The organism is Serratia odorifera (assembly GCF_041448735.1).
In the GTDB taxonomy this organism is placed as follows: Bacteria; Pseudomonadota; Gammaproteobacteria; order Enterobacterales; family Enterobacteriaceae; genus Serratia_F; species Serratia_F odorifera.
On sequence record NZ_JBGMUT010000001.1, the window covers coordinates 774903 to 801406 of the forward strand.

The window sequence follows — 26504 nt, forward strand, 5'->3', positions numbered from 1 at the left end:
TCGCAAAAAACCGTTCAACTTTGATAATGCAAGCAATTCTCATTACTATTCCCTGGTTGATATTTTCGCTAAGGAGTTTCATGTGCAACGTCGAATGACCTCGCTGCTGCTGGCCTGTGCTGGCATTTTTTCCACCCAGGCGCTGGCGACCAGCTATCCGCTGACGCTGACCGATACCGCAGGGCAGAGCATCACGCTTAAACAAGAGCCGAAACGCGTGGTGGTACAGGATGGGCGCGATATTCTGACGCTGGCGTTGTTGGATCGTGCCGATCCGTTTAGCCGGCTGGTGGCGTGGAATAATCTGCTGAAGAAGAGCGATGGGGCGACCTGGGACATTCTGAAAAGCAAATGGCCGGAAGCCAACAATGTCATCGACATGGGGTTTAGCGACAAGGGCGAAGTCAATTTGGAAAGCGTCATTGCCAAGCAGCCCGATTTGATGATTGCACAGTTGCGTTCCAAGCCGTCACTGGAGCAGACCGGTGTGTTGGCGCAGTTGAAAAGCCTGGGGGTACCGGTACTGTTTATCGATACCATGCTAAAGCCGGTAGAAAACACGCCGAAGAGCGTCACCTTGCTCGGTGAAGCGCTGGATCGTGAAAAAGAAGCCAAGCAATACACCGACTATTACCAACAGCATTATCAGCACATCATCGATAAAACCACATCCGTTGAGCCCAAGCCGCTGGTGTTCGTGGAAGCCAAGGCCGGTCTGAATGGGCTGGAATCCTGCTGCTTTACCCATGCCCACGTTGGTTGGGGCGGTATGGTGGAAGCGGTGGGCGCGCGCAATATCGGCTCTGAACTGCTGCCGGGCGCTACCGGCGATGTTTCATTGGAAAAAGTCATCAGTATGAAACCGGATGTGTACATCGTTTCCGGCTCGCAGTGGGCTAGCAAAACCAACGCCGCGGTGCCTTTTGGTTACGGTGTCACTAAAGAGCAGGTGGATGCCGCATTTGCTCGCATGAAGCAGCGGCCGGGGTTTGCGCAGGTCAAGGCGATCAAAGATCAACGTTTCTACGGCATTTATCACAACTTCTATAACCATCCATACAACATCGTCGGGCTGGAATACCTGGCGAAGTTTATCTACCCCAGCCAGTTCCAGGATCTTGATCCGGCGAACACCTACAGCGAGATCCTCAAACGCTTTACCGAAGTGCCTGAAGGCCAGGGGATCCTGGGCGCACAGGCGCCAGCCGGCAAGTAATGACGGTATCGACGGTGGGAAGGCCTTTTCCCACCGTATCATCGCCAGCAGCTAGGGTTGTGCGCGGCCAGTCAGTAAGCGCCCGGCGTATAGTTGGCGATCAGTTCCAGAATGCCGTTGATAATAAATTGCACACCCATACACACCAGCAGGAACCCCATCAGACGTGAAATGGCCTCGATGCCGCTTTGACCGACCAGTTTCATGATCGCGCCAGAGCTGCGCAGGCAGGCCCAAAGGATCAACGATACCGCTAAAAACGTCGCCACGGGTGCCGTCAGCAATACCCAGTGCGCAAAGCCGAGGGTATTTTCCTTGATGCTGGAAGCGGAGCTGATGATCATCGCGATGGTGCCCGGCCCGGCGGTGCTGGGCATTGCCAGCGGCACGAAGGCGATATTGGCCGAGGATTTACGCCGCAGTTCGGTGGTTTTAAGTTCGACCTCCGGTGCTTCATCAGGTGTTTGCTGGGGAAACAGCATGCGAAAACCGATAAAGGCGACGATCAGCCCGCCGGCAATACGTAAGCCGGGAATCGAAATGCCGAAGGTACTCATCACCAACTGACCGGCGTAAAACGACACCGTCATGATAAAGAACACGTAAATGGATGCCATGCGCGACTGGTTGTTGCGCTCTTCACGCGTCATATTGCCGGAAAGTCCCAACAACAGTGCAACGGTCGTCAGTGGGTTAGCCAGAGGCAACAGTAATACCAGCCCGAGCCCAACGGCCTGGAATAATTGCAAAATGCTGTACATCGAACCCCATCTCCTGAACATGCTGAAACGTTACCCTGTATTCAGGGTAGCCTGTGTACTCGTTGCGGCAAACTGTTATTTATTCGATGGTGAATACGGACAATTGACGGCGTCACGGGCTGCCAACCGGAGGAACGGCAGCGTGGCAAACGACAGGCTTGCGGCCCCTGAGTTCGTCAAGCGTCAGGCCAACAACTATAATTATTCCTTTCTTGCTAACCGAGCGGGATTAATCACAGGTGGAGGCATGCATGAAACAACTCATTTTATTGGGCGCAATTCTGTTCGCCACATTTGCCGGCTTTTCCAGCGCTGAAGACACACCGTCGCAAGCGCCCGCCAGCGAAAATGGTCGCTCGGCCGCGCCCGCCGCAGAGAATGACGAGCAGGGCAGCGGCATCACCGAGCGCGGTATCAAGGGGCCGGGATCCCTGGGAGCCAGGGGCACGGAAGGGGCTTGTGCAGAGCTGTGCACCGAGCATAAACAATGCCTGACCAGCGTGCCGACCAGGAATTGCGACGATTCGGCAGCCGAATGCCAGCGTTGCCTGACGGAGCAAAAAAACCAGCCTGGCAACAAAAAGTAGCCATCGGCAGCCCGCTATCCTGGCCGGCGGCAAGCGCGGGGGACGAGCTTGGTCTCTGGCGTTTGCCTGCGCCGGCAGTGCTCGGCGACTCATGTCTGGCGGTTGACCTATTTGCCGCACCTGGCACCGAACCTTATGCATTACGCCGTCGTCAGCTTCGTCGACAGCGGCGTTCGAGATATCCATTGCCAGCGCCGTCGTTTACGCTATTGTTCCGCCGCCAATGTTACTTTCCCGTTCGCCTCCCTTGTATGCCTGCTGAACTGGCCGCGGTGATTGTATGCCGCACTCAGGCAGCGGCGTATCTCCGGCAGCTGCTGAGCGCGCAGCTGCGTGGTATTTAGCATGGAATATCAAAAAAGGTGGCTGGATGCACCGCTTCTTTGGGTGCTACAATCGCCGTTCCGTTATGGCGTAACAACATAGTGCATTTTAAATTGTGTACTTATGCGTGTATATATTCGGCAGGGTAAAGCCGGATAGCGTCGATAACCTCATGTAGTTAAACGATATTGTATTTCTTCATGTGATCTGTCGTGTGGGTCACCACTGTAGATAAGGAATTATTAATGCCTGTTATTACTCTTCCTGACGGAAGTCAGCGTCACTTCGACCATGCCGTTTCCCCTATGGATGTTGCCCGTGATATCGGACCCGGTCTGGCTAAAGCCTGTATCGCCGGTCGGGTAAACGGTGAACTGGTCGACGCCAGCGATCTGATTGAATCCGATGCGCAATTGGCGATCATTACCGCCAAAGATGCCGAAGGCCTGGAAATTCTGCGCCACTCCTGTGCGCACCTGCTGGGTCATGCCATCAAACAGCTGTGGCCGAACACCAAAATGGCCATCGGCCCGGTAATCGACAACGGTTTCTATTATGACGTTGACCTTGACCATACCCTGACGCAGGAAGACCTGGATCTGCTGGAAAAGCGGATGCACGAATTGGCCGACAAAGATTACGATGTCATCAAACAGAAGGTCAGCTGGCAAGAGGCCCGTGACGCCTTTGCCGCCCGTGGCGAAAGCTACAAAGTGGCCATTCTGGATGAGAACATCAGCCATGACGATCGTCCTGGCCTGTATCACCATGAAGAATACATCGACATGTGCCGCGGCCCGCACGTGCCGAACATGCGTTTCTGCCATCATTTCAAATTGCAGAAGATTTCGGGCGCCTACTGGCGCGGCGACAGCAAAAATAAAATGCTGCAACGCATCTACGGTACCGCCTGGGCGGATAAAAAGCAGCTGAACGCTTATCTGCAACGTCTGGAAGAAGCTGCCAAGCGCGACCACCGCAAAATCGGCAAGCAGCTCGATCTGTACCATATGCAGGAAGAAGCGCCGGGCATGGTGTTCTGGCACAACGACGGCTGGACTATCTTCCGCGAGCTGGAAGCCTTTGTGCGTATGAAGCTCAAAGAGTACCAGTATCAGGAAGTGAAGGGTCCGTTCATGATGGACCGCGTGCTGTGGGAAAAAACCGGGCACTGGGAAAACTATAAAGACGCGATGTTCACTACGTCATCAGAAAACCGTGAATATTGCATCAAGCCGATGAACTGCCCGGGACACGTACAGATCTTCAATCAGGGCCTGAAGTCTTACCGCGATCTGCCGCTGCGCATGGGTGAGTTCGGCAGTTGCCACCGCAACGAACCGTCTGGCTCGCTGCATGGTCTGATGCGCGTACGTGGATTTACCCAGGATGACGCCCATATCTTCTGTACCGAAGATCAGGTGCGCGCCGAAGTCAACGAATGCATCCGTATGGTCTATGATGTCTACGGTACTTTTGGTTTCGAAAAGATCGCGGTGAAGTTGTCCACCCGTCCGGAGAAGCGCATCGGTACCGATGACATGTGGACCCGAGCCGAGGAAGACTTGGCCGCCGCACTGACCGAAAACGGCATTCCGTTTGAATATCAGCCGGGTGAGGGGGCCTTCTACGGACCAAAAATTGAATTTACCCTGCATGATTGTTTGGATCGTGCCTGGCAATGTGGTACCGTGCAGCTCGATTTCTTCTTACCGGGCCGTTTAGGCGCGTCGTACGTCGGCGAAAACAACGAACGCGTAGTGCCGGTAATGATTCACCGTGCCATTCTGGGCTCCATGGAGCGTTTCATCGGTATTCTGACCGAAGAATACGCCGGGTTCTACCCGACCTGGATTGCCCCGGTACAGGTGGTGGTGATGAATATCACCGATAGCCAGTCTGATTATGTCCAGCAATTAACCAAAAAACTGCAAGATGCAGGTATTCGGGTGAAAGCAGACTTGAGAAATGAGAAGATTGGCTTTAAAATTCGCGAACATACTTTACGTCGAGTTCCTTACATGTTGGTGTGCGGTGACAAAGAGGTCGAAGCAGGCAAAGTTGCCGTTCGTACCCGCCGTGGCAAAGACCTGGGGAGCCTGGACGTAAATGAAGTCGTAGACAAGCTGCAAAAAGAGATCCGCAGCCGTAGTCTTCATCAACTGGAGGAATAAAGTATTAAAGGCGGAAAACGAGTTCAACCGGCGCGTCCTAATCGCATTAACAGAGAAATTCGCGCGCAAGAAGTTCGCCTAACCGGCGTCGATGGCGAGCAGATTGGTATTGTCAGTCTGAATGAAGCTCTTGAAAAAGCTGAGGAAGCGGGCGTTGATTTAGTAGAAATCAGCCCAAATGCCGAACCGCCAGTTTGCCGAATCATGGATTACGGCAAATTCCTCTACGAGAAGAGCAAGTCGACAAAAGAACAGAAGAAGAAGCAAAAAGTTATTCAGGTCAAGGAAATCAAATTCCGACCTGGTACCGATGATGGCGACTATCAGGTCAAACTACGCAACCTGATTCGCTTTCTGGAAGATGGCGATAAAGCCAAAATCACCCTGCGTTTCCGTGGGCGTGAAATGGCGCACCAACAGATCGGTATGGAAGTGCTTAACCGCGTCCGTAAAGACCTGTGTGAAGATTCTGATCTGGCCGTTGTCGAATCCTTCCCTACGAAGATCGAAGGTCGTCAGATGATCATGGTGCTCGCACCCAAGAAGAAACAGTAAGGCTTCCAAGTAATGAATCCCGCGCGGCGCTTGCGTTGTGCGGGTTTTATTCGCCTCACTGATTCGTTGTTTAACAATGCGAAGTGGATTTAATTAAAATGCCTAAGATTAAAACTGTACGTGGTGCAGCCAAGCGCTTCAAAAAAACCGGCAGCGGTGGCTTTAAGCGTAAACATGCTAACCTGCGTCATATTCTGACCAAAAAAGCAACCAAGCGTAAACGTCACCTGCGTCCAAAAGGCATGGTGTCTAAGAACGATCTGGTCCTGGTTACTGCGTGCCTGCCGTACGCATAAGCCACTTTTTTTGAATCAAGAATAAGACTTTAGGAGAGAGCATATGGCTCGCGTAAAACGTGGTGTAATTGCACGCGCACGTCACAAGAAAATTTTGAAACAAGCGAAAGGCTACTACGGTGCCCGTTCGCGCGTTTATCGTGTTGCCTTCCAGGCAGTAATCAAAGCAGGTCAGTACGCTTACCGTGACCGTCGTCAACGTAAGCGTCAGTTCCGTCAGCTGTGGATTGCACGTATCAACGCAGCTGCCCGTCAGAACGGTCTGTCTTACAGCAAATTCATTAATGGCCTGAAAAAAGCCTCTATTGAAATCGACCGTAAGATCCTGGCTGACATCGCCGTATTCGACAAAGTGGCCTTTGGCGCACTGGTTGAAAAAGCGAAAGCAGCACTGGCGTAAGTCAGTAGAAGAGGGAGCTTGCTCCCTCTTTTAATCTTTGTAATCCAACAAATATTGACTTTTATTGGCTGACGCTATATCACTGGTGTTCAACCAATGCATAAGGTAACGCAAGCATGCACGCTGCTATTTTCCGTTTCTTTTTTTACTTTAGCGCCTGATTTCAGGAGGCTTTGCGCGTAAGAAAAGAAACGAAAAGTAGCGCCTAAGCCTCCCCTGTGGAGGCTTTTTTGTTTTTGTCTGTCTTCTTCGCCTTTCAAGCCGTAGCGTTGTTGGCTGCACCCGTTTACCCCAGTCACTGACGTGAGTAAGCGTCTGGGGATGCTCAGTTGGCTGCCTGGCTACGACGTGAAATTCTTTGAAGATTTGCGAAAGGCGTGTTCGAATAATAGATAACAATTACTTAGGGCCATATCGGCCAAAGGAAGAGGAAAGCAATGCCACATCTCGCAGAGCTGGTTGCCAATGCCAAAGCAGCCGTAGAAGATGCCCAGGATGTTGCCGCGTTGGATTTGGTACGCGTCGAATATTTAGGCAAGAAAGGCCATTTTACCTTGCAGATGCAATCGCTGCGTGACTTGCCGGCAGAAGAACGTCCGGCGGCCGGGGCAGTGATCAACCAGGCAAAACAGCAGGTTCAGGATGCGCTGAATGCACGCAGGAACACGCTGGAGTCTGCTGCGCTGAACGCCCGTCTGGCGGAAGAAACCATCGATGTCTCCCTGCCGGGACGTCGTTTGGAAAACGGCGGTCTGCACCCGGTAACGCGCACCATCGACCGTATTGAAACCTTCTTTGGCGAACTGGGCTTTTCGGTTGCCACCGGTCCGGAAATTGAAGACGATTATCACAACTTTGACGCACTGAATATCCCTGGGCATCACCCGGCGCGCGCCGATCACGATACTTTCTGGTTTGATGCCACGCGCCTGCTGCGCACCCAGACTTCCGGCGTGCAGATCCGCACCATGAAGAACCAACAGCCGCCAATCCGCATCATTGCACCGGGCCGCGTGTATCGTAACGATTACGACCAGACCCACACACCGATGTTCCACCAGATGGAAGGGCTGATCGTTGATAAGAACATCAGTTTTACCAATCTGAAAGGTACGCTGCACGATTTCCTGAACAACTTCTTTGAGGAAGATCTGCAGGTTCGTTTCCGCCCATCTTACTTCCCGTTTACTGAACCGTCCGCCGAAGTGGACGTGATGGGCAAAAACGGCAAGTGGCTGGAAGTTCTGGGCTGCGGCATGGTGCACCCGAACGTATTGCGCAACGTGGGTATCGATCCGGAAGTCTATTCCGGCTTCGCCTTCGGTATGGGCATGGAGCGCCTGACGATGCTGCGTTACGGTGTCACCGATCTGCGCGCATTCTTCGAAAACGATCTGCGTTTCCTCAAACAGTTTAAGTAAGGCGGGAATATCACATGAAATTCAGTGAACTCTGGTTGCGCGAGTGGGTAAACCCGGCCGTCAGCAGCGAAGCATTATCCGATCAAATCACCATGGCCGGCCTGGAAGTGGACGGCGTAGAACCCGTCTCCGGTGCCTTTAACGGGGTGGTTGTCGGGCAGGTGGTTGAGTGCGGTCAGCACCCCAATGCCGACAAACTGCGCGTTACCAAGGTTAACGTCGGCGGCGATCGTCTGCTGGACATTGTCTGCGGCGCGCCAAACTGTCGTAGTGGCCTGAAAGTGGCGGTGGCCACCGTCGGTGCCGTATTGCCGGGTGATTTCAAAATCAAGGCCGCGAAACTGCGCGGCGAACCGTCGGAAGGCATGCTGTGCTCATTTTCCGAGCTGGGTATTTCCGACGATCACGATGGCATAATTGAACTGCCGGAAGACGCGCCAATCGGCAGCGATATTCGTGAATATCTGCAGCTTGACGACAACACCATTGAAATCAGCGTCACGCCAAACCGTGCCGACTGCCTGGGCATCATCGGCGTTGCGCGCGACGTCGGCGTATTGAACCAGCAGGCATTGACCCTGCCGGACATGAGCCCGGTTGCCGCGACCATTAGCGATACGCTGCCGATTCGCATTGAGGCGCCAGAGGCTTGTCCGCGTTATCTGGGCCGCGTGATCAAAGGTATCAACGTCAAGGCGCCAACGCCGCTGTGGATGCGTGAAAAACTGCGCCGTTGCGGTATTCGTTCAATCGATGCGGTGGTTGATGTCACCAACTACGTGCTGCTTGAGCTGGGTCAGCCAATGCACGCCTTCGATCTGAGCCGCATTGCCGGCGGCATTGTGGTACGTATGGCCCACGAAGGCGAAACCCTGACGCTGCTGGACGGCAGCCAGGCCAAACTGAACGCCGATACCTTGGTGATCGCCGATCATCAACAGGCGTTGGCGATGGGCGGCATCTTCGGCGGCGAACACTCTGGAGTCAATGACGCTACGCAGGACGTCCTGCTGGAATGCGCATTCTTCAGCCCGTTGTCGATTGCCGGTCGTGCGCGTCGCCATGGTCTGCATACCGATGCCTCACACCGCTATGAGCGCGGCGTTGATCCGGCCTTGCAATACCAGGCAATGGAACGCGCTACCCGCTTGCTGGTTGCCATTTGCGGCGGTCAGGTTGGCCCGGTGATTGACGTGACCAATGAAAGCAGCTTGCCGAAGCGCGCGACTATTACGCTGCGTCGTGAAAAACTGGATCGCCTGATCGGTCACCCTGTGCCAAGCGAACAGGTGAGCGACATCTTGCGCCGTCTGGGCTGTGAAGTTAGCGAGCAAGGCGAAAACTGGCAGGCAGTGGCGCCAAGCTGGCGTTTCGATATGGAAATCGAAGAAGATCTGGTGGAAGAGGTGGCGCGTATATACGGCTACAACAATATTCCTGACGTGCCGGTGCGTGCCGATCTGGAGATGACCAAACACCGCGAAGCGGATTTAACGCTGAAACGCGTGAAAACTCTGCTGGTCGATCACGGCTATCAGGAAGCGATCACCTATAGCTTTGTCGATCCTAAAGTTCAGGCGCTGCTGCACCCGAATGAAGACGCGCTGATCTTGCCAAGCCCGATTTCGGTTGAGATGTCCGCGATGCGTCTGTCGCTGTGGACTGGCCTGTTATCTGCGGTGGTGTATAACCAGAACCGCCAGCAGACCCGCCTGCGACTGTTTGAAAGCGGCCTGCGCTTTGTGCCTGATAGTACGGCAAATCTGGCTATCCGTCAGGACGTCATGCTGGCAGGGGTGATCGCCGGCCATACCCATGACGAACACTGGGATCTGGCAAGAAAGCCGGTAGACTTCTATGATTTAAAAGGAGATCTGGAATCTGTACTCGAGCTGACGGGCAAATTGTCCGACATTCAGTTCAAGTCGGAGGCCAATCCGGCATTGCACCCGGGGCAGAGTGCGGCAATTTATTTGCACGGTGAGCGTATCGGTTTCATCGGTGTGGTTCATCCGGAACTTGAACGTAAACTGGATCTTAACGGCCGTACCGTGGTGTTTGAACTGGAGTGGAACAAGGTCGCAACCCGCGTCGTGCCTCAGGCGAGGGAGATTTCTCGCTTCCCGGCAAACCGTCGAGATATCGCTGTGGTGGTGGCTGAAAACGTTCCGGCAGAAGATATTTTGGCAGAGTGTAAGAAAGTTGGCGCAAATCAGGTAGTTGGCGTAAACTTGTTTGATGTGTACCGTGGCAAGGGCGTGGCAGAGGGTGATAAGAGCCTGGCTATCAGTCTGGTATTGCAGGATACCGCTCGTACACTGGAAGAAGAGGAGATAGCAGCTACCGTTGCAAAATGTGTAGAGGCTCTAAAACAGCGATTCCAAGCATCCTTGAGGGATTGAACCTATGGCGCTTACTAAAGCTGAAATGTCAGAACACCTGTTTGAAAAGCTCGGGCTTAGCAAACGGGACGCTAAAGACCTGGTAGAACTGTTCTTTGAAGAGGTCCGCAGAGCTCTGGAGAACGGCGAGCAGGTGAAACTGTCAGGTTTTGGCAATTTTGATCTGCGTGACAAGAACCAACGTCCGGGACGTAACCCGAAAACCGGCGAGGACATTCCTATTACGGCGCGCCGCGTGGTGACTTTCCGTCCGGGGCAAAAGTTGAAAAGCCGGGTGGAAAACGCGAGCCCGAAAGAGTAACTTGCGTAAAACAAAAAAGGCCGCTACTGCGGCCTTTTTCTTTAGTATCACGGTTTATTGACCTGACAATAATCAATCCTCTTGTCGTTATTTTATTTTACCTTTTGTGCATAATCTTTTTGCTTGGCAGTAATTGCGGAGTTTTCTTATTGTCTTAGTCTTCTTTGGTACTTCTTTAATAAGATAAAAAAGGGGGCGTGGCCCCCAGACGATTAACGACGATCGTAATGGTGGTGTGAGTCGCCTGGGCCACCATAATGGCCGCCGTCCCGGTGCGGCCCGAAGCAGCAGGCGCTGAGCGTGGCGGCCAGCAGGGTGATGGTGATGAACATTCCGATACGTTTCATAATAATATCTCTGGTTGAATTTCATGGGGCTATAAATACCGAGCGAAGCTACGGTTGGTCAGTAAATGGTTATATACCGCTAGCGCTTATAGTAATTAAATAACCTTGATTTAAACGTAAGCATTGCGTAAAGGAGTTGCAAACGATACGAAAATAGGCCAAAGAGCAATAGGCGATAAATAACCTCCTTGTTATAAAAGAGCCAGCTGCAAAATAGAGAGAAGACGTAAATGAAAAAGAGGCTGTTGCTGGTATGTTTACCGCTGTTGCTGCCGTTGGCGGCGCAGGCGGAGGTTTCTATCGATATCAATGTACCTGGCGCATCCGTGCATCTTGGCGATCGGGATCATCGCGGGTACTACTGGGATGGCTACGACTGGCGTCCGCCACAATGGTGGCATGCCCACCAGGGACGGGGCTTTGGCGAACGCAATGCTCGCGGTTATTATTGGGATGGCGGTCGTTGGCAGCATTCACCGCCGCGCGGTTATGGCCCAGGCGGTAATGGCGGGCATCACGACGGTGGCCAACGCCATGATGACCACCACGATCGTCCGCAGCATGATGACCATGACAGAGGGCCGGGCAATAATCACGACCGCCATGAGCACGCACGGGGAGAGGGCAATGGCAACGATCGTGGCGCTCGACACGATGACCGGCCTTATTCGCAGCATGGCAACGGCGCGCATGGCTGAGTATTGACGCCGCGGCGGTTGATTTTGCGTTCATCAAGCGTGAGCGACAGCATCAGCCGCCGTTTTCCCCGGTTTCTGCTTTACAAACACTTCCCCTGACGGCGCTAACCCCCTAATATTTGACCCAAGACGTCAATTATCTGGCCATTCTCACGGCCGACAGGGAACTTCCACGCGTATGCCGACCAGCCAGACTTTTACCGTATTGCTGCAAAATCAGCGTCAGCGTGACAAACGTCAGCTATTGTTGCTGAGTATCGGCGTGACATTGGCGTTTGTGATTAGCCTCAGCGCCGGCGACGTTTGGTTATGGCCAACCCAGTGGCTCAGCGAGTCCGCACAGCTTTTTGTCTGGCAACTGCGCTTGCCGCGTGCGCTGGCCGTGTTGCTGGTCGGCGCCAGCCTGGCGGTGGCCGGTGCGGTGATGCAGGCGCTATTTGAAAACCCGCTGGCGGAGCCGGGGTTGCTGGGGGTCGCCAACGGTGCTGGCGTAGCGCTGGTGTTGACGGTGTTGCTGGGTAACGGCCTGTTGCCTGTTGCCATGATGAGCCTCAGCGCGATTATCGGCGCATTGCTGATGACCTTTCTGTTACTGAGCTTCGCCCGTCGGCGTCGCTTGACCAACGCACGTTTGCTGTTGGTCGGGGTGGCGCTGGGCATCGTATGCAGTGCACTGATGACCTGGGCGGTCTATTTCAGTTCCAGTCTCGATCTGCGCCAATTGATGTATTGGATGATGGGCGGGTTTGGCGGCGTTGACTGGCGACAAAAATGGTTGGTATTCGCGTTATTGCCGGTGTTGCTGTGGTTATGCGGGCAGGGCAAGGCGCTTAATTTTATGGCGTTGGGTGAACTGCAGGCGCGTCAGCTCGGTCTTTCACTGCACCTGTGGCGTAATATTCTGGTGATGGCCATCGGCTGGTTGGTCGGCGTCAGCGTGGCGCTGGCCGGCGTGATCGGTTTTGTCGGGCTGGTGATCCCGCATATATTGCGCCTCAGTGGCCTGACAGACCAGCGCTACCTGCTGCCAGGGTGTGCGCTGGCCGGCGCCGGCGTGTTGCTGGCGGCGGACGTAGTGGCACGTATCGCCTTGCTGTCTGCGGAGCTGCCGATTGGCGTGGTCACCGCCACGCTCGGGGCGCCGTTATTTATCTGGTTACTGACCCGTGTAAAGAGCGTAAGGTAACCCTTCCGTTCACCTGCAATCAAAACAACAGGATACCTACTTATGACGCAATCCATTTATCAGATCCCAGTCGATACCATTGAGCACCAATCGACCACGCTGGAAAAATATCACGGCAGCGTACTGCTGGTGGTTAACGTGGCGTCGGAATGTGGGCTGACCAAACAGTACCAAGGGCTGGAAAGCCTGTATGAAACCTATCACTCGCAGGGGTTTGAAGTGCTCGGTTTCCCATGTAATCAGTTCCTGGGGCAAGAGCCGGGCAGTAATGAACAGATTCAGGCTTTTTGTCGCGGCACCTTCGGTGTGAAATTCCCGATGTTCAGCAAAATCGAGGTCAACGGCGAGCAGCGTCATCCACTGTACCGGGCGCTGATTGCCGCCGTTCCGGAAGCGGTTGCACCGGCAGGCAGCGAGTTTATGGCGCGTCGCATCAGTAAAGATCAGGGACCAAAACAGCGTGGTGATATCCTCTGGAACTTCGAGAAGTTCCTGATTGGCCGTGACGGTAACGTTATCCAGCGCTTTGCACCAGACATGGAACCGGAAGATCCGATCATTACGGATGCGATTAACATGGCGTTGGCAAAGTAAACAATGGAGGACGGCATGCTGCAGCTCGACCAGGTTGGGGTCACGGGGCGTCTGGCGCCGTTTTCGGCACATATTGATGCTGGGCTGCAGGTGCATCTTATCGGCCCGAATGGTGCAGGTAAAAGTACGCTGTTGGCACGTCTGGCGGGTATGCTGCCCGGGGAAGGTGAGATAAAGCTGGCTGGCCGCGCGCTGGCCGCATATCCGGGCGAGCAACTGGCGCAGCGACGCGCCTACCTTAGCCAGCAACAACCGCCGGTGGCGCTGATGCCGGTGTTTCAATACCTGGCGCTGCATCAGCCAGCGGGCGTTGACGAACGGCCGCTGGAAAGCACCATTTATTATCTGTGCCAGCGCCTGAAACTGACGGACAAGCTGTCGCGTATGCTGACCCAGCTCTCCGGCGGCGAATGGCAGCGTGTGCGCCTGGCATCGGTATTGCTGCAGGTATGGCCGACCATCAACCCGCACGGTCGGTTATTATTGCTGGATGAGCCGACCAATAGCCTGGACGTGGCGCAGAAAGTGGCGCTGGATCGCCTGCTGCGCGAGTTTTGCCAAACGGGCCGCTGTGCGCTGGTATGCGCGCACGATCTTAACCACACGTTGCAGCAGGCCGATCGGGTATGGTTGCTGCATGCCGGTCAGGTGGTCGCGCAGGGAGCGACCCGCGATGTGATGCAACCTGATAACCTGTCGAAAATCTATGATGTCGATTTTCATTTGCACGCGGTGGGCGACCAGCGCTGGATCATGACCCGTACCGCGTAAAATGACGTATGGCATTATTATGACAGTATCAACGGATGGTAAACAAACATAACTAAAATAATTGAATAGCCTGCCGGTTATTATTCCCTTCCTGATGGCAGTTATGCGGCCTCGCTTGAAAATAATCGAATTTTTCCTATACTTATTTAAGTTCAATGAAATTAAGTAACTCATTGTTATTTATTTATCCAGTTGTTTTTTAACATTATTTTATTATTGATATAAAAACGGTATTGGCAGTGGATTGGCTTAAGGAAATAATTTTTTCTTAAGGTTTAGTTAAGCTTCAACCCGTAGATTGGCTATAAAACCACCGAAGTGATTCTCTCTTGCGTTTAATGTCCGTTAAATAAAAGAGATTTACAGTGGCGCTAAAGCAAATCCGATACGTTTGGGGTTAACTATGGAACAATTCCTGCCTTTTTCACGCCCGGCAATAGGTGAGCTAGAAATTGCGGCGGTCGAAAAAGTATTGCGTTCAGGCTGGATCACCACCGGCCCACAGAACCAACGGCTGGAGCAGGATTTCTGCCACACCTTCGGTTGTCGGCATGCCGTTGCCGTGTGTTCCGCTACCGCCGGTATGCATCTTGTACTGATGGCACTCGGCGTGGGCGCGGGTGATGAAGTGATCACCCCGTCGCAGACCTGGGTGTCCACCCTCAACATGATTGAACTGCTTGGCGCAACGCCGGTAATGATCGATGTCGATCGCGAAACGCTGATGGTCAGCGCCGCCGACGTCGAAGCGGCAATTACCCCCAGAACCAAAGCGATCGTGCCGGTCCATTATGCCGGCGCGCCGTTGCCGCTGGACGCACTGCGCGCCGTGGCGCAACGCCATAATCTGCCACTGGTAGAAGATGCGGCGCATGCGGTTGGCGCCCGCTACCACCATCAATGGGTCGGCGCTCAGGGCACGGCAATCTTCTCTTTCCATGCGATCAAAAACCTTACCTGTGCCGAAGGCGGCCTGATCGCCACCGATGATGACGCGCTGGCTGAACGCCTGCGCAGCCTGAAGTTTCATGGGCTGGGCGTCGATGCCTTCGATCGGCAACGTCAGGGGCGCAAGCCGCAGGCGGAAGTGGTGGAACCCGGTTACAAGTACAACCTCTCGGACATTCACGCAGCCATTGCGGTGGTGCAATTGCAGCGTCTGCCGCAGTTGAACGCGCGGCGTAGCGAACTGGCGCAGCGCTATCTGGCCGCGCTACAGGATTCGCCATTCCAGCCGCTTGGCCAGCCAAACTATCCGCATCATCACGCCTGGCACCTGTTTATGGTGCGCGTTGATGCCGAACGCTGCGGTATCGATCGTGACACTCTGATGGAACGCCTGCAGGCGCAAGGCATCGGCAGTGGTCTGCATTTCCGTGCCGCGCACACGCAGAAGTTCTACCGCGAACGCTACCCGCAACTGTCGCTGCCCAATACCGAATGGAACTCTGCCCGCCTGTGTACGCTGCCGCTGTTCCCCGATATGACCGACGCAGATGTCGATCGCGTGGTCAATAGCCTGTTTTCTATTGTGGAGTTTTCCCGTGTCGCGCGTTGAACTGATTAAAAAAGTGTCCGTGGTCATCCCGGTATTCAATGAGCAGGAAAGCCTGCCGGCATTGCTGGCACGGACTGGCGCCGCCTGTAAACAGCTGTCGCAGCCTTATGAAATCATTCTGGTGGACGATGGCAGCAACGATGACTCGGCTGAACTGCTGACCGCCGCAGCCGAACAGCCAGGCAGTTGCGTGATTGCCGTATTGCTGAACCGTAACTATGGCCAGCATTCGGCCATCATGGCCGGTTTTAATCAGGTTAGCGGCGATCTGGTGATTACCCTCGACGCCGATTTGCAAAATCCGCCAGAAGAAATTCCGCGGCTGGTGAGCGTCGCCGAGCAAGGGTATGACGTGGTTGGCACGGTTCGCGCCAACCGTCGCGACTCCTGGTTCCGCAAAAGCGCCTCGCGGGTAATCAACATGATGATCCAGCGTGCTACCGGTAAATCGATGGGTGATTACGGCTGCATGTTGCGCGCTTACCGTCGTCACATTGTTGAAGCGATGCTGCATTGTCATGAGCGCAGCACCTTTATTCCCATTTTGGCCAATACCTTTGCACGCCGCACCACCGAGATTCAGGTGACTCACGCCGAGCGTGAATTCGGCGACTCCAAATACAGCCTGATGAAGCTGATCAACCTGATGTATGACCTGATCACCTGTCTGACCACCACGCCGTTACGTTTGCTCAGCGTGGTGGGCAGCGTGGTGGCGCTGTCAGGTTTTTTACTGGCGGTGATATTGATCGTCATGCGTTTGCTGTTGGGGCCTGAATGGGCGGCGGGCGGGGTGTTTACCCTGTTTGCGGTGTTGTTCACCTTTATTGGCGCACAGTTTGTCGGCATGGGGTTATTGGGGGAGTACATCGGTCGTATCTACAACGACGTGCGTGCTCGTCCGCGTTACTTTGTTCAAAAAGTGGTCGGTAAACAGCATGACCACAACACTCAGGAAGAAGAATGATGAAAGCTATTGTATTTGCTTACCATGATATTGGCTGCGCCGGTCTGAAGGCGTTGACTGAAGCGGGTTATGATATTCAGGCGGTATTTACACATACCGACGATCCTGGTGAGAACAACTTCTTCTCTTCCGTTGCGCGCATTGGCGCTGAGTTGAATTTGCCGGTGTACGCGCCGGAGGACGTCAATCACCCGTTGTGGGTTGAACGGCTGCGCGAGTTACAGCCTGACATCATTTTCTCGTTCTATTACCGTAACCTGCTCAGCGACGAGATACTGTCTCTGGCCCCGCAGGGCGGTTTCAATCTGCATGGCTCGCTGCTGCCGCGCTACCGTGGCCGGGCGCCGATCAACTGGGCGCTGGTTAACGGCGAACGGGAAACCGGCGCCACGCTGCATAAAATGGTCAAGCGCGCGGACGCCGGCGATATCGTCGCCCAGCATGCGGTGGCGATTTCCGCCGATGACACCGCACTGACGCTGCATCGCAAAGTGTGCGAAGCCGCACAGGTGGTGCTGCGCGAAGCGTTGCCGAAGCTAAAAAACGGTACGGCGACCTTCAGCACGCAAAACGAAGCCGAGGCCAGTTACTTTGGCCGCCGTACGCCGGCAGACGGCGAGATCCACTGGCATAAAAGCGCCGCCGAGATCCACAATCTGGTGCGCGCGGTGACCGAACCGTATCCCGGGGCGTTCAGCTATCTCGGCCAGCGTAAAATGACGGTGTGGCGCTCCCGCGTGCTGGATATTCAGCATGACAAACAGCCGGGCACGGTACTGAGCAATGCGCCGCTGGTGGTCGCCTGTGGTGACGGTGCGCTGGAAATCATCGCTGGGCAAAACGAAGCTGGCCTGTACGTGCAAGGCGGTCGACTGGCGCAGGAGATGGGCATCATGGTTGATGCGCGTCTGGCGGCGAAGCCGGACAGCGTGGTGCAACGCAGAACGCGGGTGCTGATTCTGGGAGTTAACGGTTTTATCGGCAACCATTTGACCGAGCGTCTGCTGCGTGAAGATAGCTATGAGATTTACGGCCTGGATATCGGTTCAGATGCCATCAGCCGCTTTATGGGCAATCCGCACTTCCACTTTGTCGAGGGTGATATCAGTATTCATTCGGAATGGATCGAATATCACATCAAGAAATGCGACGTGGTGCTGCCACTGGTGGCCATCGCGACGCCAATCGAATACACCCGCAATCCGCTGCGAGTGTTTGAACTCGATTTTGAAGAGAACCTGAAAATTGTGCGTGATTGCGTGAAGTACAACAAGCGCATCATCTTCCCGTCAACGTCCGAAGTGTACGGCATGTGCGACGATAAACAGTTTGATGAAGACACTTCACGTCTGATTGTCGGGCCTATCAATAAGCAACGCTGGATTTATTCGGTATCCAAACAGTTGCTGGATCGGGTTATCTGGGCCTACGGCGTGAAGGAAGGGCTGCGTTTCACGCTGTTCCGTCCGTTCAACTGGATGGGGCCGCGCCTGGATAACCTGGATGCGGCGCGTATCGGTTCGTCGCGCGCCATCACCCAACTGATTTTGAACCTGGTGGAAGGTTCGCCGATCAAGCTGGTGGACGGTGGGGCGCAAAAGCGCTGCTTTACCGACATCAATGACGGTATCGAGGCGCTGTTCCGTATTATCGAAAACCGCGATGGTCGTTGCGATGGCCAGATCGTCAATATCGGCAATCCAACCAACGAGGCCAGCATCCGCGAACTGGCGGAAATGCTGCTGGAAAGCTTCAATAATCACCCGTTGCGCGATCGCTTCCCGCCGTTTGCCGGTTTCAAAGACGTGGAAAGCAGCAGCTACTACGGCAAGGGTTATCAGGACGTTGAACACCGAACGCCGAGCATTAAAAACGCCCGTCGTCTATTGGACTGGCAGCCCACCATCGCCATGCAGCAGACCGTGGCCGATACGCTGGATTACTTCCTGCGTACCACCGCAGAGGCAGGTAAGGTGACATGAAGCGCGTCGGCTTACGCGTTGACGTCGATACCTTTAGCGGCACCCGTGACGGTGTGCCGCGTTTGCTGAGTCTGTTTGAGCAGTATCAGATTCAGGCCAGCATCTTCTTCAGCGTCGGGCCGGATAATATGGGGCGCCACCTATGGCGCCTGTTGCGGCCACGATTTTTGTGGAAGATGCTGCGTTCGAACGCGGCGGCGCTGTACGGCTGGGATATTCTGCTGGCCGGCACCGCCTGGCCGGGGCGGAAAATTGGCCGCTCGCTGGCGCCGTTGATGAAGCAGACCGTCGACGCCGGTCATGAAGTGGGGCTACATGCCTGGGATCATCAGCGCTGGCAGGCCAACGCCGGTCGCTGGAGCGACGCCGAACTGACGCGGCAGATCCAACTGGGGCAGGATGCGCTGACGGCGGCCATTGGCCAGCCGGTAAAATGCTCCGCGGCGGCCGGTTGGCGTGCCGATACGCGGGTGCTGGATGTCAAACAGCGCTTCGGTTTTCACTACAACAGCGATTGCCGCGGTACGCAGCCGTTCCGCCCGCAGTTGAGTAACGGGCGCTTCGGTACGGTACAAATTCCGGTGACGCTGCCGACGTTTGATGAAGTGATTGGCAGCGAGACCAGCCTGGCGAACTTTAACGATTATATTTTGCAGTTGATGGAAAACCAGCGAGGCGTGTCGGTATACACCATTCATGCGGAAGTGGAAGGCATGTCGCAGGCGGCGATGTTCGAACAGCTATTGCAACGGGCGCAGCGGCAGGGGATTGAATTTTGTCCGCTGAGCCGGCTGTTGCCACAGGATCTCACCACGCTGCCGGCGGGCCGTGTCATCCGCTCGCCGTTTCCTGGGCGAGAAGGCTGGTTAGGCTGTCAAAGCGCATTAAAGGATGATGAATGAAGGCATGTAAGAATATTTGGGGTGGATTGCTGACCCTGTTTTTTGCTCTGGTGTATCTGCTGCCGCTCAACGGCCGTCTATTGTGGCAGCCGGATGAAACCCGTTATGCCGAAATCAGCCGCGAAATGCTGCAACGTGGCGATTGGGTGGTACCAAACCTGCTTGGTTTGCGCTATTTCGAAAAACCGGTGGCCGGCTATTGGTTGAATAACATTAGCCAATGGTTGTTTGGTGACAGCAATTTTGCCGTGCGTTTCGCCTCGGTGTTCAGTACCGGTATTACCGCGTTGCTGGTGTTTAGCCTGGGCTGGTTGATGTGGCGCAATATCCGGCGCGCCAGCCTGGCGACGCTGATATTCATGTCGATGGTGTTGGTGTTCAGCATCGGCACTTACAGCGTGCTTGACCCGATGATCGCGCTGTGGCTGACCGCTGCGATGGCCAGTTACTATCTGACGCTGCAAGCCACTACCATCAAGGGAAAATTGGGCGGCTATCTGCTGCTGGGGCTGGCCTGCGGCATGGGCTTTATGACCAAAGGGTTCCTGGCGCTGGCGGTACCGGTGATCGCGGTGTTGCCGATTGCCATTATGCAGCGGCGTTGGCGCGAATTGCTGATTTACGGCCCATTGGCAATCGTGACAGCGGCGTTGCTCAGCCTGCCGTGGGCGTTGGCCATTGCCGAGCGCGAGCCGGATTTCTGGCACTATTTTTTCTGGATTGAACATATTCAGCGTTTTGCCGAAGACAATGCGCAACATAAGGCGCCATTCTGGTATTACCTGCCGGTATTGATGGCCGGCGTGCTGCCGTGGTTGGCGTTGCTGCCGGGGGCGTTGCTGAAAGGCTGGCGTGAACGAGCCAGGCGTCCGGAACTGTTGTTCCTGTTGAGCTGGGTGGTAATGCCACTGATTTTCTTCAGCATCGCCAAGGGCAAATTGCCAACCTATATTCTGCCGTGTATGGCGCCGTTGGCGTTGCTGATGGCCGCCTATGCCGAGGACGCCGTCGCCGCGTTGCACCATCGCGTGTTCAGAATCAATGCACTGCTCAATGGGGCATTTGGCCTGCTGGGGATAGGAGCCTTGCTGGCTATAGGTCTTGGGTTGTTGCCGCGCCTGCATCTGTTTAGCCAGCAGGAATGGCCAAAGATCATCCTCGGTATCATCGCCTTCACCGGCTGGCTGCTGTTTGCCGTGGTATCGGTGCGTGACGGCACCAGACGCTGGAGCTGGGCGGCAGCCTGCCCGCTGCTGCTGTGTTTGCTGATCGGTTATACCATCCCGCAACAGGTCATTGACTCCAAACAGCCGCAGAACTTTATTCGAGCCAATCAGGATGTGCTGGCGCACAGCCGTTATGTTTTGAGCGACAGCGTTGGGCTGGCCGCCGGTTTGGCCTGGCAGCTCAAGCGTAGCGACGTATTGATGTACAGCGAAAAGGGTGAAGTCAGCTACGGGTTGGATTACCAGGATGCGCGCAGCCGTTTCGTCAGCGATGCCGATTTCCCGCAGTGGCTGGCTCAGGCTCGTCGGCAAGGCAACGTTTCGCTGGTGTTACAGCTGTCCCGCGGGGAAAGTGTGCCGGCCAACCTGCCACCCGCCGATCAACTGCAGTTGATGAACCGGTTTGCGCTGCTGTGGTATCAGCAACAGCCATGACCGGCTATCTGTTGGTGCTGGCGGCCTGCCTGCTGACCTGTGCCGGCCAGCTGTGCCAGAAGCAGGCAGCGCGTTGCTGGTTGTTGCCGGTTGAGCTGCGTCGCCGCCACGCGCTACGCTGGCTGGCATTGGCCTTGCTGCTGCTGGCGCTGGGGATGCTGGTGTGGCTCGGCGTGTTGCAGCGGCTGCCGCTCAGCGTGGCGTACCCGATGCTCAGCTTGAATGTGGTTGCGGTGACGCTGGCAGCGCGATGGCTATTTCATGAACCGACCACGTTACGACACTGGTGCGGCGTGGCATCGATCGTGTTGGGGATTGTGCTGATGAGTCTTGCACCATGAAAGGCTATGGATGGGGCATCGCCAGCGTACTGCTGGTTACGCTGGCGCAATTGCTGATGAAGTGGGGCATGGTGCAACTGCCACTGGTGCTGTTTGCCGACGGCGTGCTGATATTGCTACGCCAGCACGCGCTGCCGTTGCTGGCAGTCAGTGGCGGGGTTTTCGGTTATGCCCTATCGATGCTGTGCTGGTTTTTTGCCTTGCGGCATTTGCCGTTAAACCGCGCTTATCCCTTGCTCAGCATCAGCTATGCGCTGGTCTATCTGGCCGCGGTGGCGCTGCCGTGGTTCAATGAATCGGCGACGCTGCTGAAAACGTTGGGAACCCTCTGCATCCTGTTCGGCGTCTGGCTAATTACCCGCGGTGGCGCAAACAAACCTGCCGATTAACGCAAAAAAAACGTACCGTGCCGCTTATCATCTTCATCACGCTTGCCTTTTTCCTCGTACGAGGGATAAATTATGCCCAAAAGCATGTGGCAACGGATTCAATAAAGGGATATGTAGGATGCGTACACTATTTTTACTGGTCAGCCTGGTTCTGGCCGGTTGCAGCAGTCACGCACCACCGCCCAGCGGCAAACTGGCGGATTCGATCGTGGTCGTGGCGCAGTTAAACGAACAGTTACGTCAATGGCACGGTACACCGTACCGTTACGGCGGGCTGGATCGCGGCGGCGTCGATTGTTCCGGCTTCGTCTATCGAACCTTCCGCGACCGTTTCGATATGCAACTGCCGCGTTCGACCGAAGCGCAAACCGAGCTGGGCACCAAGGTGTCGCGCGATGAGCTGCTGCCGGGCGACCTGGTGTTTTTCAAAACCGGTCACGGTGAAAACGGTCTGCACGTCGGCATTTATGATACCAACGATCAATTTATTCACGCCTCCACCAGCCGTGGCGTGATCCGCTCCTCGCTGGATAACGTCTACTGGAAAAAGGTCTACTGGCAGGCGCGCCGCATCTGATCCGCGCCTTTTTCGATAAGTTAACCCGTTGTTTTCCGATATAATGGCAGCATCTCCTGTTTACTTCAGCGGTGACTGCCATGACCTCCCTGCGTTTATTGATTTCCGACTCTTACGATCCCTGGTTCAATCTGGCGGTGGAGGAGTGCATTTTCCGCGAGATGAACTCGCAAGTGATACTGTTCCTGTGGCGCAATGCTGAAACGGTGGTGATAGGCCAGTCGCAAAACCCGTGGAAAGAGTGCAATACCCGGCGGATGGAGCAAGACGGTATCCGCCTGGCACGCCGCAGTAGCGGTGGCGGCGCGGTGTTCCACGATCTTGGTAACACCTGTTTTACCTTTATGGCCGGCAAACCGGGTTACGACAAAGCGGTATCGACCAACATTATTTTACAGGCATTGTCACGACTGGGAATTAACGCCAGCGCGTCGGGGCGCAACGATCTGGTGATTGAGACCGCCGACGGCATTCGCAAGATTTCTGGTTCAGCCTACCGCGAAACCGCAGATCGCGGTTTTCACCATGGTACGTTGCTGCTGAATGCCGATCTTAACCGGCTAGCTGATTATCTGAATCCCGATCCGAAAAAACTGCAGGCTAAAGGTATCACCTCGGTGCGTTCACGGGTCGCCAATCTGGCGGAGTTTGCCCCCGACATTACTCATCAACAGGTGTGCGAGGCGATTATTCAGACCTTTTTTGCCTACTACGGCAGCAGCGCAACGGCGGAGGTGATTTCCCCCGACGCGTTCCCCGACTTGCCCAACTTTGCCGATCAGTTTGCCAAGCAAAGCAGCTGGCAGTGGAATTTTGGCAAAGCGCCGGCGTTCAGTCATCTGCTCAATGAACGCTTTAGCTGGGGCGGGGTAGATATCTTTTTCGACGTCGAACAGGGTGCAATCACTCGCGCGCAAATTTTCAGTGATAGCCTGCAACCGGCGCCGTTACAGCAGTTGGCCGGCTTGCTGGTGGGTTGTGCCTACCGCAGCGACGCGGTGGCTGCGTGCTGTCAGCGGTTGTTGGCAGATTATCCGCAGCAGGCAACCGAACTGCAGCAACTGCAACGTTGGCTGAGCGAGGTGATTAAATAACCGTAGCGGCAGATTAAGAGCACAAGATTGGCAAAAAGCAAGGCGAGCATTTTTTATCGAATTCAATGTCAAGAATAAACGCTGAAATTGATATGTAATCAGTTTTAATCAATTGTAACGTTAAACGCACAGATGATAAAAAATGCCGCCTGAGATATTTCTTAAAATCATGCCGATTTTTCTAATAAAAACAAGATGGCTAAGTCAAATTGTCAGCACAGTTATATCACTTAAGTGAAATATCGATGGTAAATCGACGTTGACGCGCCCGTTTGTCTTAAGTGTAGGCTATTCTTAACCACCACACGGCGTATCAGATATAGCCTTGAACTATCAATTAAAACCGATTTTATTGGTATTTACATTGATATTTCCGATTAATCTTACAGGGATTGATCGATAAAATATATTGATATACGATGAGATGCTCGCCATTTGGCCTCTGGCATTAAAATGAAAATCCAATTTGAAGCCGACTTTATTAGTCGCTATGTTTTCCAACCGATTTATTCTAGCGATGGACGGTTGTTAGCGGTAGAAATCTTGAGCCGATTCGACAGCCTTGACGGCGATCTGGCAATGCCAACGGAAATTGGGGTTGGCTTATTAACTCCCCGGCAGAGAGTTGCGCTATTTAATGAACAACTGCTGTTAATAGAGCAATACGCATCATGGTTTATTGAACATCAGGTGTTATTGAGTATCAATATCGAACAAAGCGTAGCAGAACTGATCGTTAATGACCGGCATGTTGCTCAGCGCTTGCAACGTTTACCGTTTATGGTGTTAGAAATCAGTGAGGGTTTTCCGCAACTGTCAGCAGGGAAAAAAAATGTCACGCTTTGCTGGCTCAGTGAGCGGTTTACGCTATGGCTGGATGACTTTGGCTCCGGCAAGGCACCGCTAAATGCGTTGTATGATGGCCTGTTTGACTACGTGAAAATAGACCGGCGATTTTATTGGCAGCTGTTTGCTCACCAAGGCTATGACATGATAATTGATTCGTTATTAAAGAATATCAATTTACTTTGCCACGGAACGATCGTCGACGGAATAGAAGATAAACACCACTTTGATAAACTGATTGATGCCGAGGTTTTTGGCCTGCAAGGTTTTTTATGGCCTAGCGTCAGTGTGGATAATCTTGATTCGCTACACCCGGTTCCCGAGGTGTTTAACAGCGAAAAACAATAGTTATTTATAGTGTGATGGGCTGTCCATAGCGAGCCGTCGAGGTGGCGTTTGCTATCGTGAGGTTAAACAGTACGCAGCAGCGGAATAGGGAGCCGGGCAGCGTTTTTCCTTCCGTTGTGAGTTGTTATTCGTCGTCAACCTTTCAGCGTGCAAATATATTCTGCCAGCACCGTCACCGTTACCTGCACACGGATGCCGCGCAAAGCCTGATTTAGCCGTAACTGCCTGTGCGGCGGCGGGTATCCCCTGCATTTCCTCGGTGTTAATCAGCGCATTCTGGCTCTACACTACAGTGAACGGAGGGCCTATGCCGCAGTTCGAAAACGCATACCACCAGCAATTGCCTGGTTTCTACACAGAATTAACCCCAACCCCGTTGCAGGGAGCGCGTTTGCTGTATCACAGCGAGCCGCTGGCGCATGAGCTGGGATTGGACGACAGTTGGTTTACGCCAGACAATGTGCCGGTGTGGGCCGGCGAGCGGCTGCTTCCGGGCATGCAACCGCTGGCACAGGTCTATAGTGGGCATCAGTTTGGCGTATGGGCCGGGCAATTGGGCGACGGTCGCGGCATTTTGCTCGGCGAGCAGCGTTTGCCGGATGGCCGCAGCATGGACTGGCATCTCAAGGGCGCAGGTTTAACGCCGTACTCGCGTATGGGCGATGGCCGTGCCGTATTACGCTCGGTGGTGCGTGAGTTTCTTGCTTCGGAAGCGATGCATCATTTGGGGATCCCTACCAGCCGTGCGCTGACCATCGTCACCAGCGACCAACCGGTGTATCGCGAGCAGCCGGAGCGCGGTGCGATGCTGATGCGCATAGCGGAAAGCCATGTGCGATTCGGCCACTTTGAACATTTTTATTACCGTAAACAGCCGGAGCAGGTTCGCCAGTTGGCGGATTTCGTGATCGCCCGCCATTGGCCTGCATTAGCCGACAGCGCCGACAAATATCTGCTGTGGTTTACCGAGGTGGTTGAGCGCACCGCGCGTCTGATGGCCGACTGGCAGACCGTCGGTTTTGCCCATGGGGTGATGAATACCGACAATATGTCGATCCTGGGGATTACCATCGATTATGGTCCATATGGTTTCCTTGACGACTATCAGCCGGGTTACATCTGCAACCATTCGGATCATCAGGGGCGTTATGCCTTTGACAATCAGCCGGCGGTGGCGCTGTGGAATCTGCATCGTCTGGCTCAGACGCTCTCCGGACTGATGCGTGTCGAGCAGTTGGAAGCGGCGCTGGCGGCCTTTGAACCGGCATTAATGCAGGCCTATGGTGACAAGATGCGCGCCAAGCTCGGCTTCTTCAGCCAGGAGAAGCAGGACAACGATTTGCTGACCGGCCTGCTGAGCCTGATGACGGCAGAGGGGCGAGATTATACCCGAACCTTCCGTCTGCTAAGCGAGGTTGAACAACTGCAAACGCGTTCGCCGCTGCGCGACGAGTTTATCGACCGTGACGCGTTCGACCGCTGGTATTTGCAGTATCGCCAGCGTTTGTTGCAGGAGCAGGTCAGTGATGAACAGCGTCAACGGGCGATGAAAGCGGTGAATCCCAAGCTGATTTTGCGTAACTATCTGGCTCAGGAAGCGATCGAAGCGGCGCAGAAGGATGACATTGGCAAACTGGCACGCTTGCACCAGGCGTTATTGACGCCGTTTGACGACGATCCGCGTTACGAGGATTTCGCCGCGCTGCCGCCGGATTGGGGCAAACACCTGGAAATATCCTGCTCGAGCTAAGCTGATGGATCAATGCCTCGCGCTGCGACGAGGGCATTGATCACCTTGCTGCGTCT

27 protein-coding genes and 1 other annotated feature are annotated in these 26504 nt (G+C 54.5%); of the genes, 25 read left to right on the forward strand and 2 right to left on the reverse strand.

All coding sequences use genetic code 11. The annotated features are described in order from the left end of the window. Positions 1–82: 82 nt before the first annotated feature. On the forward strand, positions 83–1216 hold the full coding sequence (locus tag ACCC84_RS03645; RefSeq protein ID WP_039992166.1) for an ABC transporter substrate-binding protein: 1134 nt from the start codon (positions 83–85) through the stop codon (positions 1214–1216). 71 nt (positions 1217–1287) lie between these two features. On the opposite strand, the gene ACCC84_RS03650 is transcribed toward ACCC84_RS03645, so the two are convergent. After that, complete coding sequence (locus ACCC84_RS03650) at positions 1288–1977, reverse strand: MarC family NAAT transporter (protein ID WP_004963684.1); 690 nt, start codon at positions 1975–1977, stop codon at positions 1288–1290. Between the two features lie 251 nt (positions 1978–2228). On the opposite strand from ACCC84_RS03650, the gene ACCC84_RS03655 reads away from it, so the two are divergent. The 9 genes from ACCC84_RS03655 to ihfA all read left to right on the forward strand — a co-directional run bounded on the left by ACCC84_RS03655 (position 2229) and on the right by ihfA (position 10437). Next, on the forward strand, positions 2229–2564 hold the full coding sequence (locus tag ACCC84_RS03655; protein WP_004963682.1) for a hypothetical protein: 336 nt from the start codon (positions 2229–2231) through the stop codon (positions 2562–2564). A gap of 569 nt (positions 2565–3133) precedes the next feature. Beyond that, the gene (thrS, locus tag ACCC84_RS03660; RefSeq protein ID WP_039992165.1) at positions 3134–5062 is read left to right on the forward strand and encodes a threonine--tRNA ligase; all 1929 of its coding nucleotides are present in this window, start codon (positions 3134–3136) and stop codon (positions 5060–5062) included. Positions 5063–5065: 3 nt separating this feature from the next. Next, entirely contained in the window at positions 5066–5617 is a 552-nt protein-coding gene (gene infC, locus ACCC84_RS03665) for a translation initiation factor IF-3 (protein ID WP_071586675.1), read from the forward strand. A gap of 98 nt (positions 5618–5715) precedes the next feature. Continuing rightward, positions 5716–5913 carry a 50S ribosomal protein L35 gene (gene rpmI / locus ACCC84_RS03670; protein WP_004931418.1) on the forward strand — a complete coding sequence of 66 codons (198 nt, stop codon included), beginning with the start codon at positions 5716–5718 and terminating at the stop codon, positions 5911–5913. A 43-nt stretch (positions 5914–5956) separates the two neighbouring features. Beyond that, the gene (gene rplT, locus ACCC84_RS03675) at positions 5957–6313 is read left to right on the forward strand and encodes a 50S ribosomal protein L20 (RefSeq protein ID WP_004963673.1); all 357 of its coding nucleotides are present in this window, start codon (positions 5957–5959) and stop codon (positions 6311–6313) included. A 111-nt stretch (positions 6314–6424) separates the two neighbouring features. Beyond that, positions 6425–6548: a sequence feature (Phe leader region), on the forward strand. Continuing rightward, positions 6430–6474, forward strand: a complete 45-nt coding sequence (gene pheM, locus ACCC84_RS03680; protein WP_121626058.1) for a pheST operon leader peptide PheM — start codon at positions 6430–6432, stop codon at positions 6472–6474. It overlaps the preceding feature by 45 nt. Positions 6549–6750: 202 nt before the next feature. Further along, positions 6751–7734 carry a phenylalanine--tRNA ligase subunit alpha gene (gene pheS / locus ACCC84_RS03685; protein WP_004963667.1) on the forward strand — a complete coding sequence of 328 codons (984 nt, stop codon included), beginning with the start codon at positions 6751–6753 and terminating at the stop codon, positions 7732–7734. 14 nt (positions 7735–7748) lie between these two features. Continuing rightward, positions 7749–10136, forward strand: coding sequence for a phenylalanine--tRNA ligase subunit beta (pheT, locus tag ACCC84_RS03690; RefSeq protein WP_004963665.1), 2388 nt, complete (start codon positions 7749–7751; stop codon positions 10134–10136). A gap of 4 nt (positions 10137–10140) precedes the next feature. Next, complete coding sequence (gene ihfA, locus ACCC84_RS03695; protein ID WP_004943604.1) at positions 10141–10437, forward strand: integration host factor subunit alpha; 297 nt, start codon at positions 10141–10143, stop codon at positions 10435–10437. A gap of 212 nt (positions 10438–10649) precedes the next feature. Here the strand turns inward: ihfA and ACCC84_RS03700 are convergent, their stop codons facing one another. After that, positions 10650–10784, reverse strand: coding sequence for a hypothetical protein (locus ACCC84_RS03700; protein WP_371901561.1), 135 nt, complete (start codon positions 10782–10784; stop codon positions 10650–10652). Between the two features lie 230 nt (positions 10785–11014). On the opposite strand from ACCC84_RS03700, the gene ACCC84_RS03705 reads away from it, so the two are divergent. From ACCC84_RS03705 to ACCC84_RS03775, 15 genes are all read left to right on the forward strand, one after another. Next, complete coding sequence (locus ACCC84_RS03705) at positions 11015–11482, forward strand: DUF2502 domain-containing protein (protein ID WP_071586674.1); 468 nt, start codon at positions 11015–11017, stop codon at positions 11480–11482. A gap of 178 nt (positions 11483–11660) precedes the next feature. After that, positions 11661–12668 (forward strand): vitamin B12 ABC transporter permease BtuC, encoded by a 1008-nt coding sequence (gene btuC, locus ACCC84_RS03710; RefSeq protein WP_198773170.1) that lies wholly within the window; start codon positions 11661–11663, stop codon positions 12666–12668. Positions 12669–12710: 42 nt separating this feature from the next. After that, positions 12711–13262 (forward strand): glutathione peroxidase, encoded by a 552-nt coding sequence (locus ACCC84_RS03715; protein ID WP_004963650.1) that lies wholly within the window; start codon positions 12711–12713, stop codon positions 13260–13262. Between the two features lie 15 nt (positions 13263–13277). Continuing rightward, entirely contained in the window at positions 13278–14033 is a 756-nt protein-coding gene (gene btuD, locus ACCC84_RS03720; RefSeq protein WP_039992756.1) for a vitamin B12 ABC transporter ATP-binding protein BtuD, read from the forward strand. A 403-nt stretch (positions 14034–14436) separates the two neighbouring features. After that, positions 14437–15591, forward strand: a complete 1155-nt coding sequence (gene arnB, locus ACCC84_RS03725) for a UDP-4-amino-4-deoxy-L-arabinose aminotransferase (protein ID WP_004963645.1) — start codon at positions 14437–14439, stop codon at positions 15589–15591. Beyond that, positions 15578–16558 (forward strand): undecaprenyl-phosphate 4-deoxy-4-formamido-L-arabinose transferase, encoded by a 981-nt coding sequence (arnC, locus tag ACCC84_RS03730; protein WP_371901562.1) that lies wholly within the window; start codon positions 15578–15580, stop codon positions 16556–16558. The genes arnB and arnC overlap by 14 nt, the downstream gene beginning before the upstream one ends. Next, on the forward strand, positions 16558–18540 hold the full coding sequence (arnA, locus tag ACCC84_RS03735; RefSeq protein ID WP_088499922.1) for a bifunctional UDP-4-amino-4-deoxy-L-arabinose formyltransferase/UDP-glucuronic acid oxidase ArnA: 1983 nt from the start codon (positions 16558–16560) through the stop codon (positions 18538–18540). Before arnC ends, arnA begins: the two co-directional genes overlap by 1 nt. Beyond that, positions 18537–19442, forward strand: coding sequence for a 4-deoxy-4-formamido-L-arabinose-phosphoundecaprenol deformylase (gene arnD, locus ACCC84_RS03740; RefSeq protein ID WP_004963637.1), 906 nt, complete (start codon positions 18537–18539; stop codon positions 19440–19442). Before arnA ends, arnD begins: the two co-directional genes overlap by 4 nt. After that, positions 19439–21103, forward strand: a complete 1665-nt coding sequence (gene arnT, locus ACCC84_RS03745; RefSeq protein WP_004963633.1) for a lipid IV(A) 4-amino-4-deoxy-L-arabinosyltransferase — start codon at positions 19439–19441, stop codon at positions 21101–21103. The genes arnD and arnT overlap by 4 nt, the downstream gene beginning before the upstream one ends. After that, entirely contained in the window at positions 21100–21444 is a 345-nt protein-coding gene (gene arnE / locus ACCC84_RS03750) for a 4-amino-4-deoxy-L-arabinose-phosphoundecaprenol flippase subunit ArnE (RefSeq protein WP_004963631.1), read from the forward strand. Before arnT ends, arnE begins: the two co-directional genes overlap by 4 nt. Then, positions 21441–21833 carry a 4-amino-4-deoxy-L-arabinose-phosphoundecaprenol flippase subunit ArnF gene (arnF, locus tag ACCC84_RS03755; RefSeq protein ID WP_004963629.1) on the forward strand — a complete coding sequence of 131 codons (393 nt, stop codon included), beginning with the start codon at positions 21441–21443 and terminating at the stop codon, positions 21831–21833. The genes arnE and arnF overlap by 4 nt, the downstream gene beginning before the upstream one ends. 118 nt (positions 21834–21951) lie before the next feature. Further along, a complete protein-coding gene (locus ACCC84_RS03760; RefSeq protein WP_004963628.1) occupies positions 21952–22410 on the forward strand; it encodes an NlpC/P60 family protein in 459 nt (152 codons plus the stop codon). 80 nt (positions 22411–22490) lie between these two features. Further along, positions 22491–23504, forward strand: coding sequence for a lipoate--protein ligase (gene lplA / locus ACCC84_RS03765; protein ID WP_004963623.1), 1014 nt, complete (start codon positions 22491–22493; stop codon positions 23502–23504). A 453-nt stretch (positions 23505–23957) separates the two neighbouring features. Continuing rightward, complete coding sequence (locus ACCC84_RS03770) at positions 23958–24698, forward strand: EAL domain-containing protein (protein WP_198773166.1); 741 nt, start codon at positions 23958–23960, stop codon at positions 24696–24698. Between the two features lie 307 nt (positions 24699–25005). Beyond that, positions 25006–26448 (forward strand): protein adenylyltransferase SelO, encoded by a 1443-nt coding sequence (locus ACCC84_RS03775; RefSeq protein ID WP_004963618.1) that lies wholly within the window; start codon positions 25006–25008, stop codon positions 26446–26448. The last annotated feature ends 56 nt before the right edge of the window (positions 26449–26504 follow it).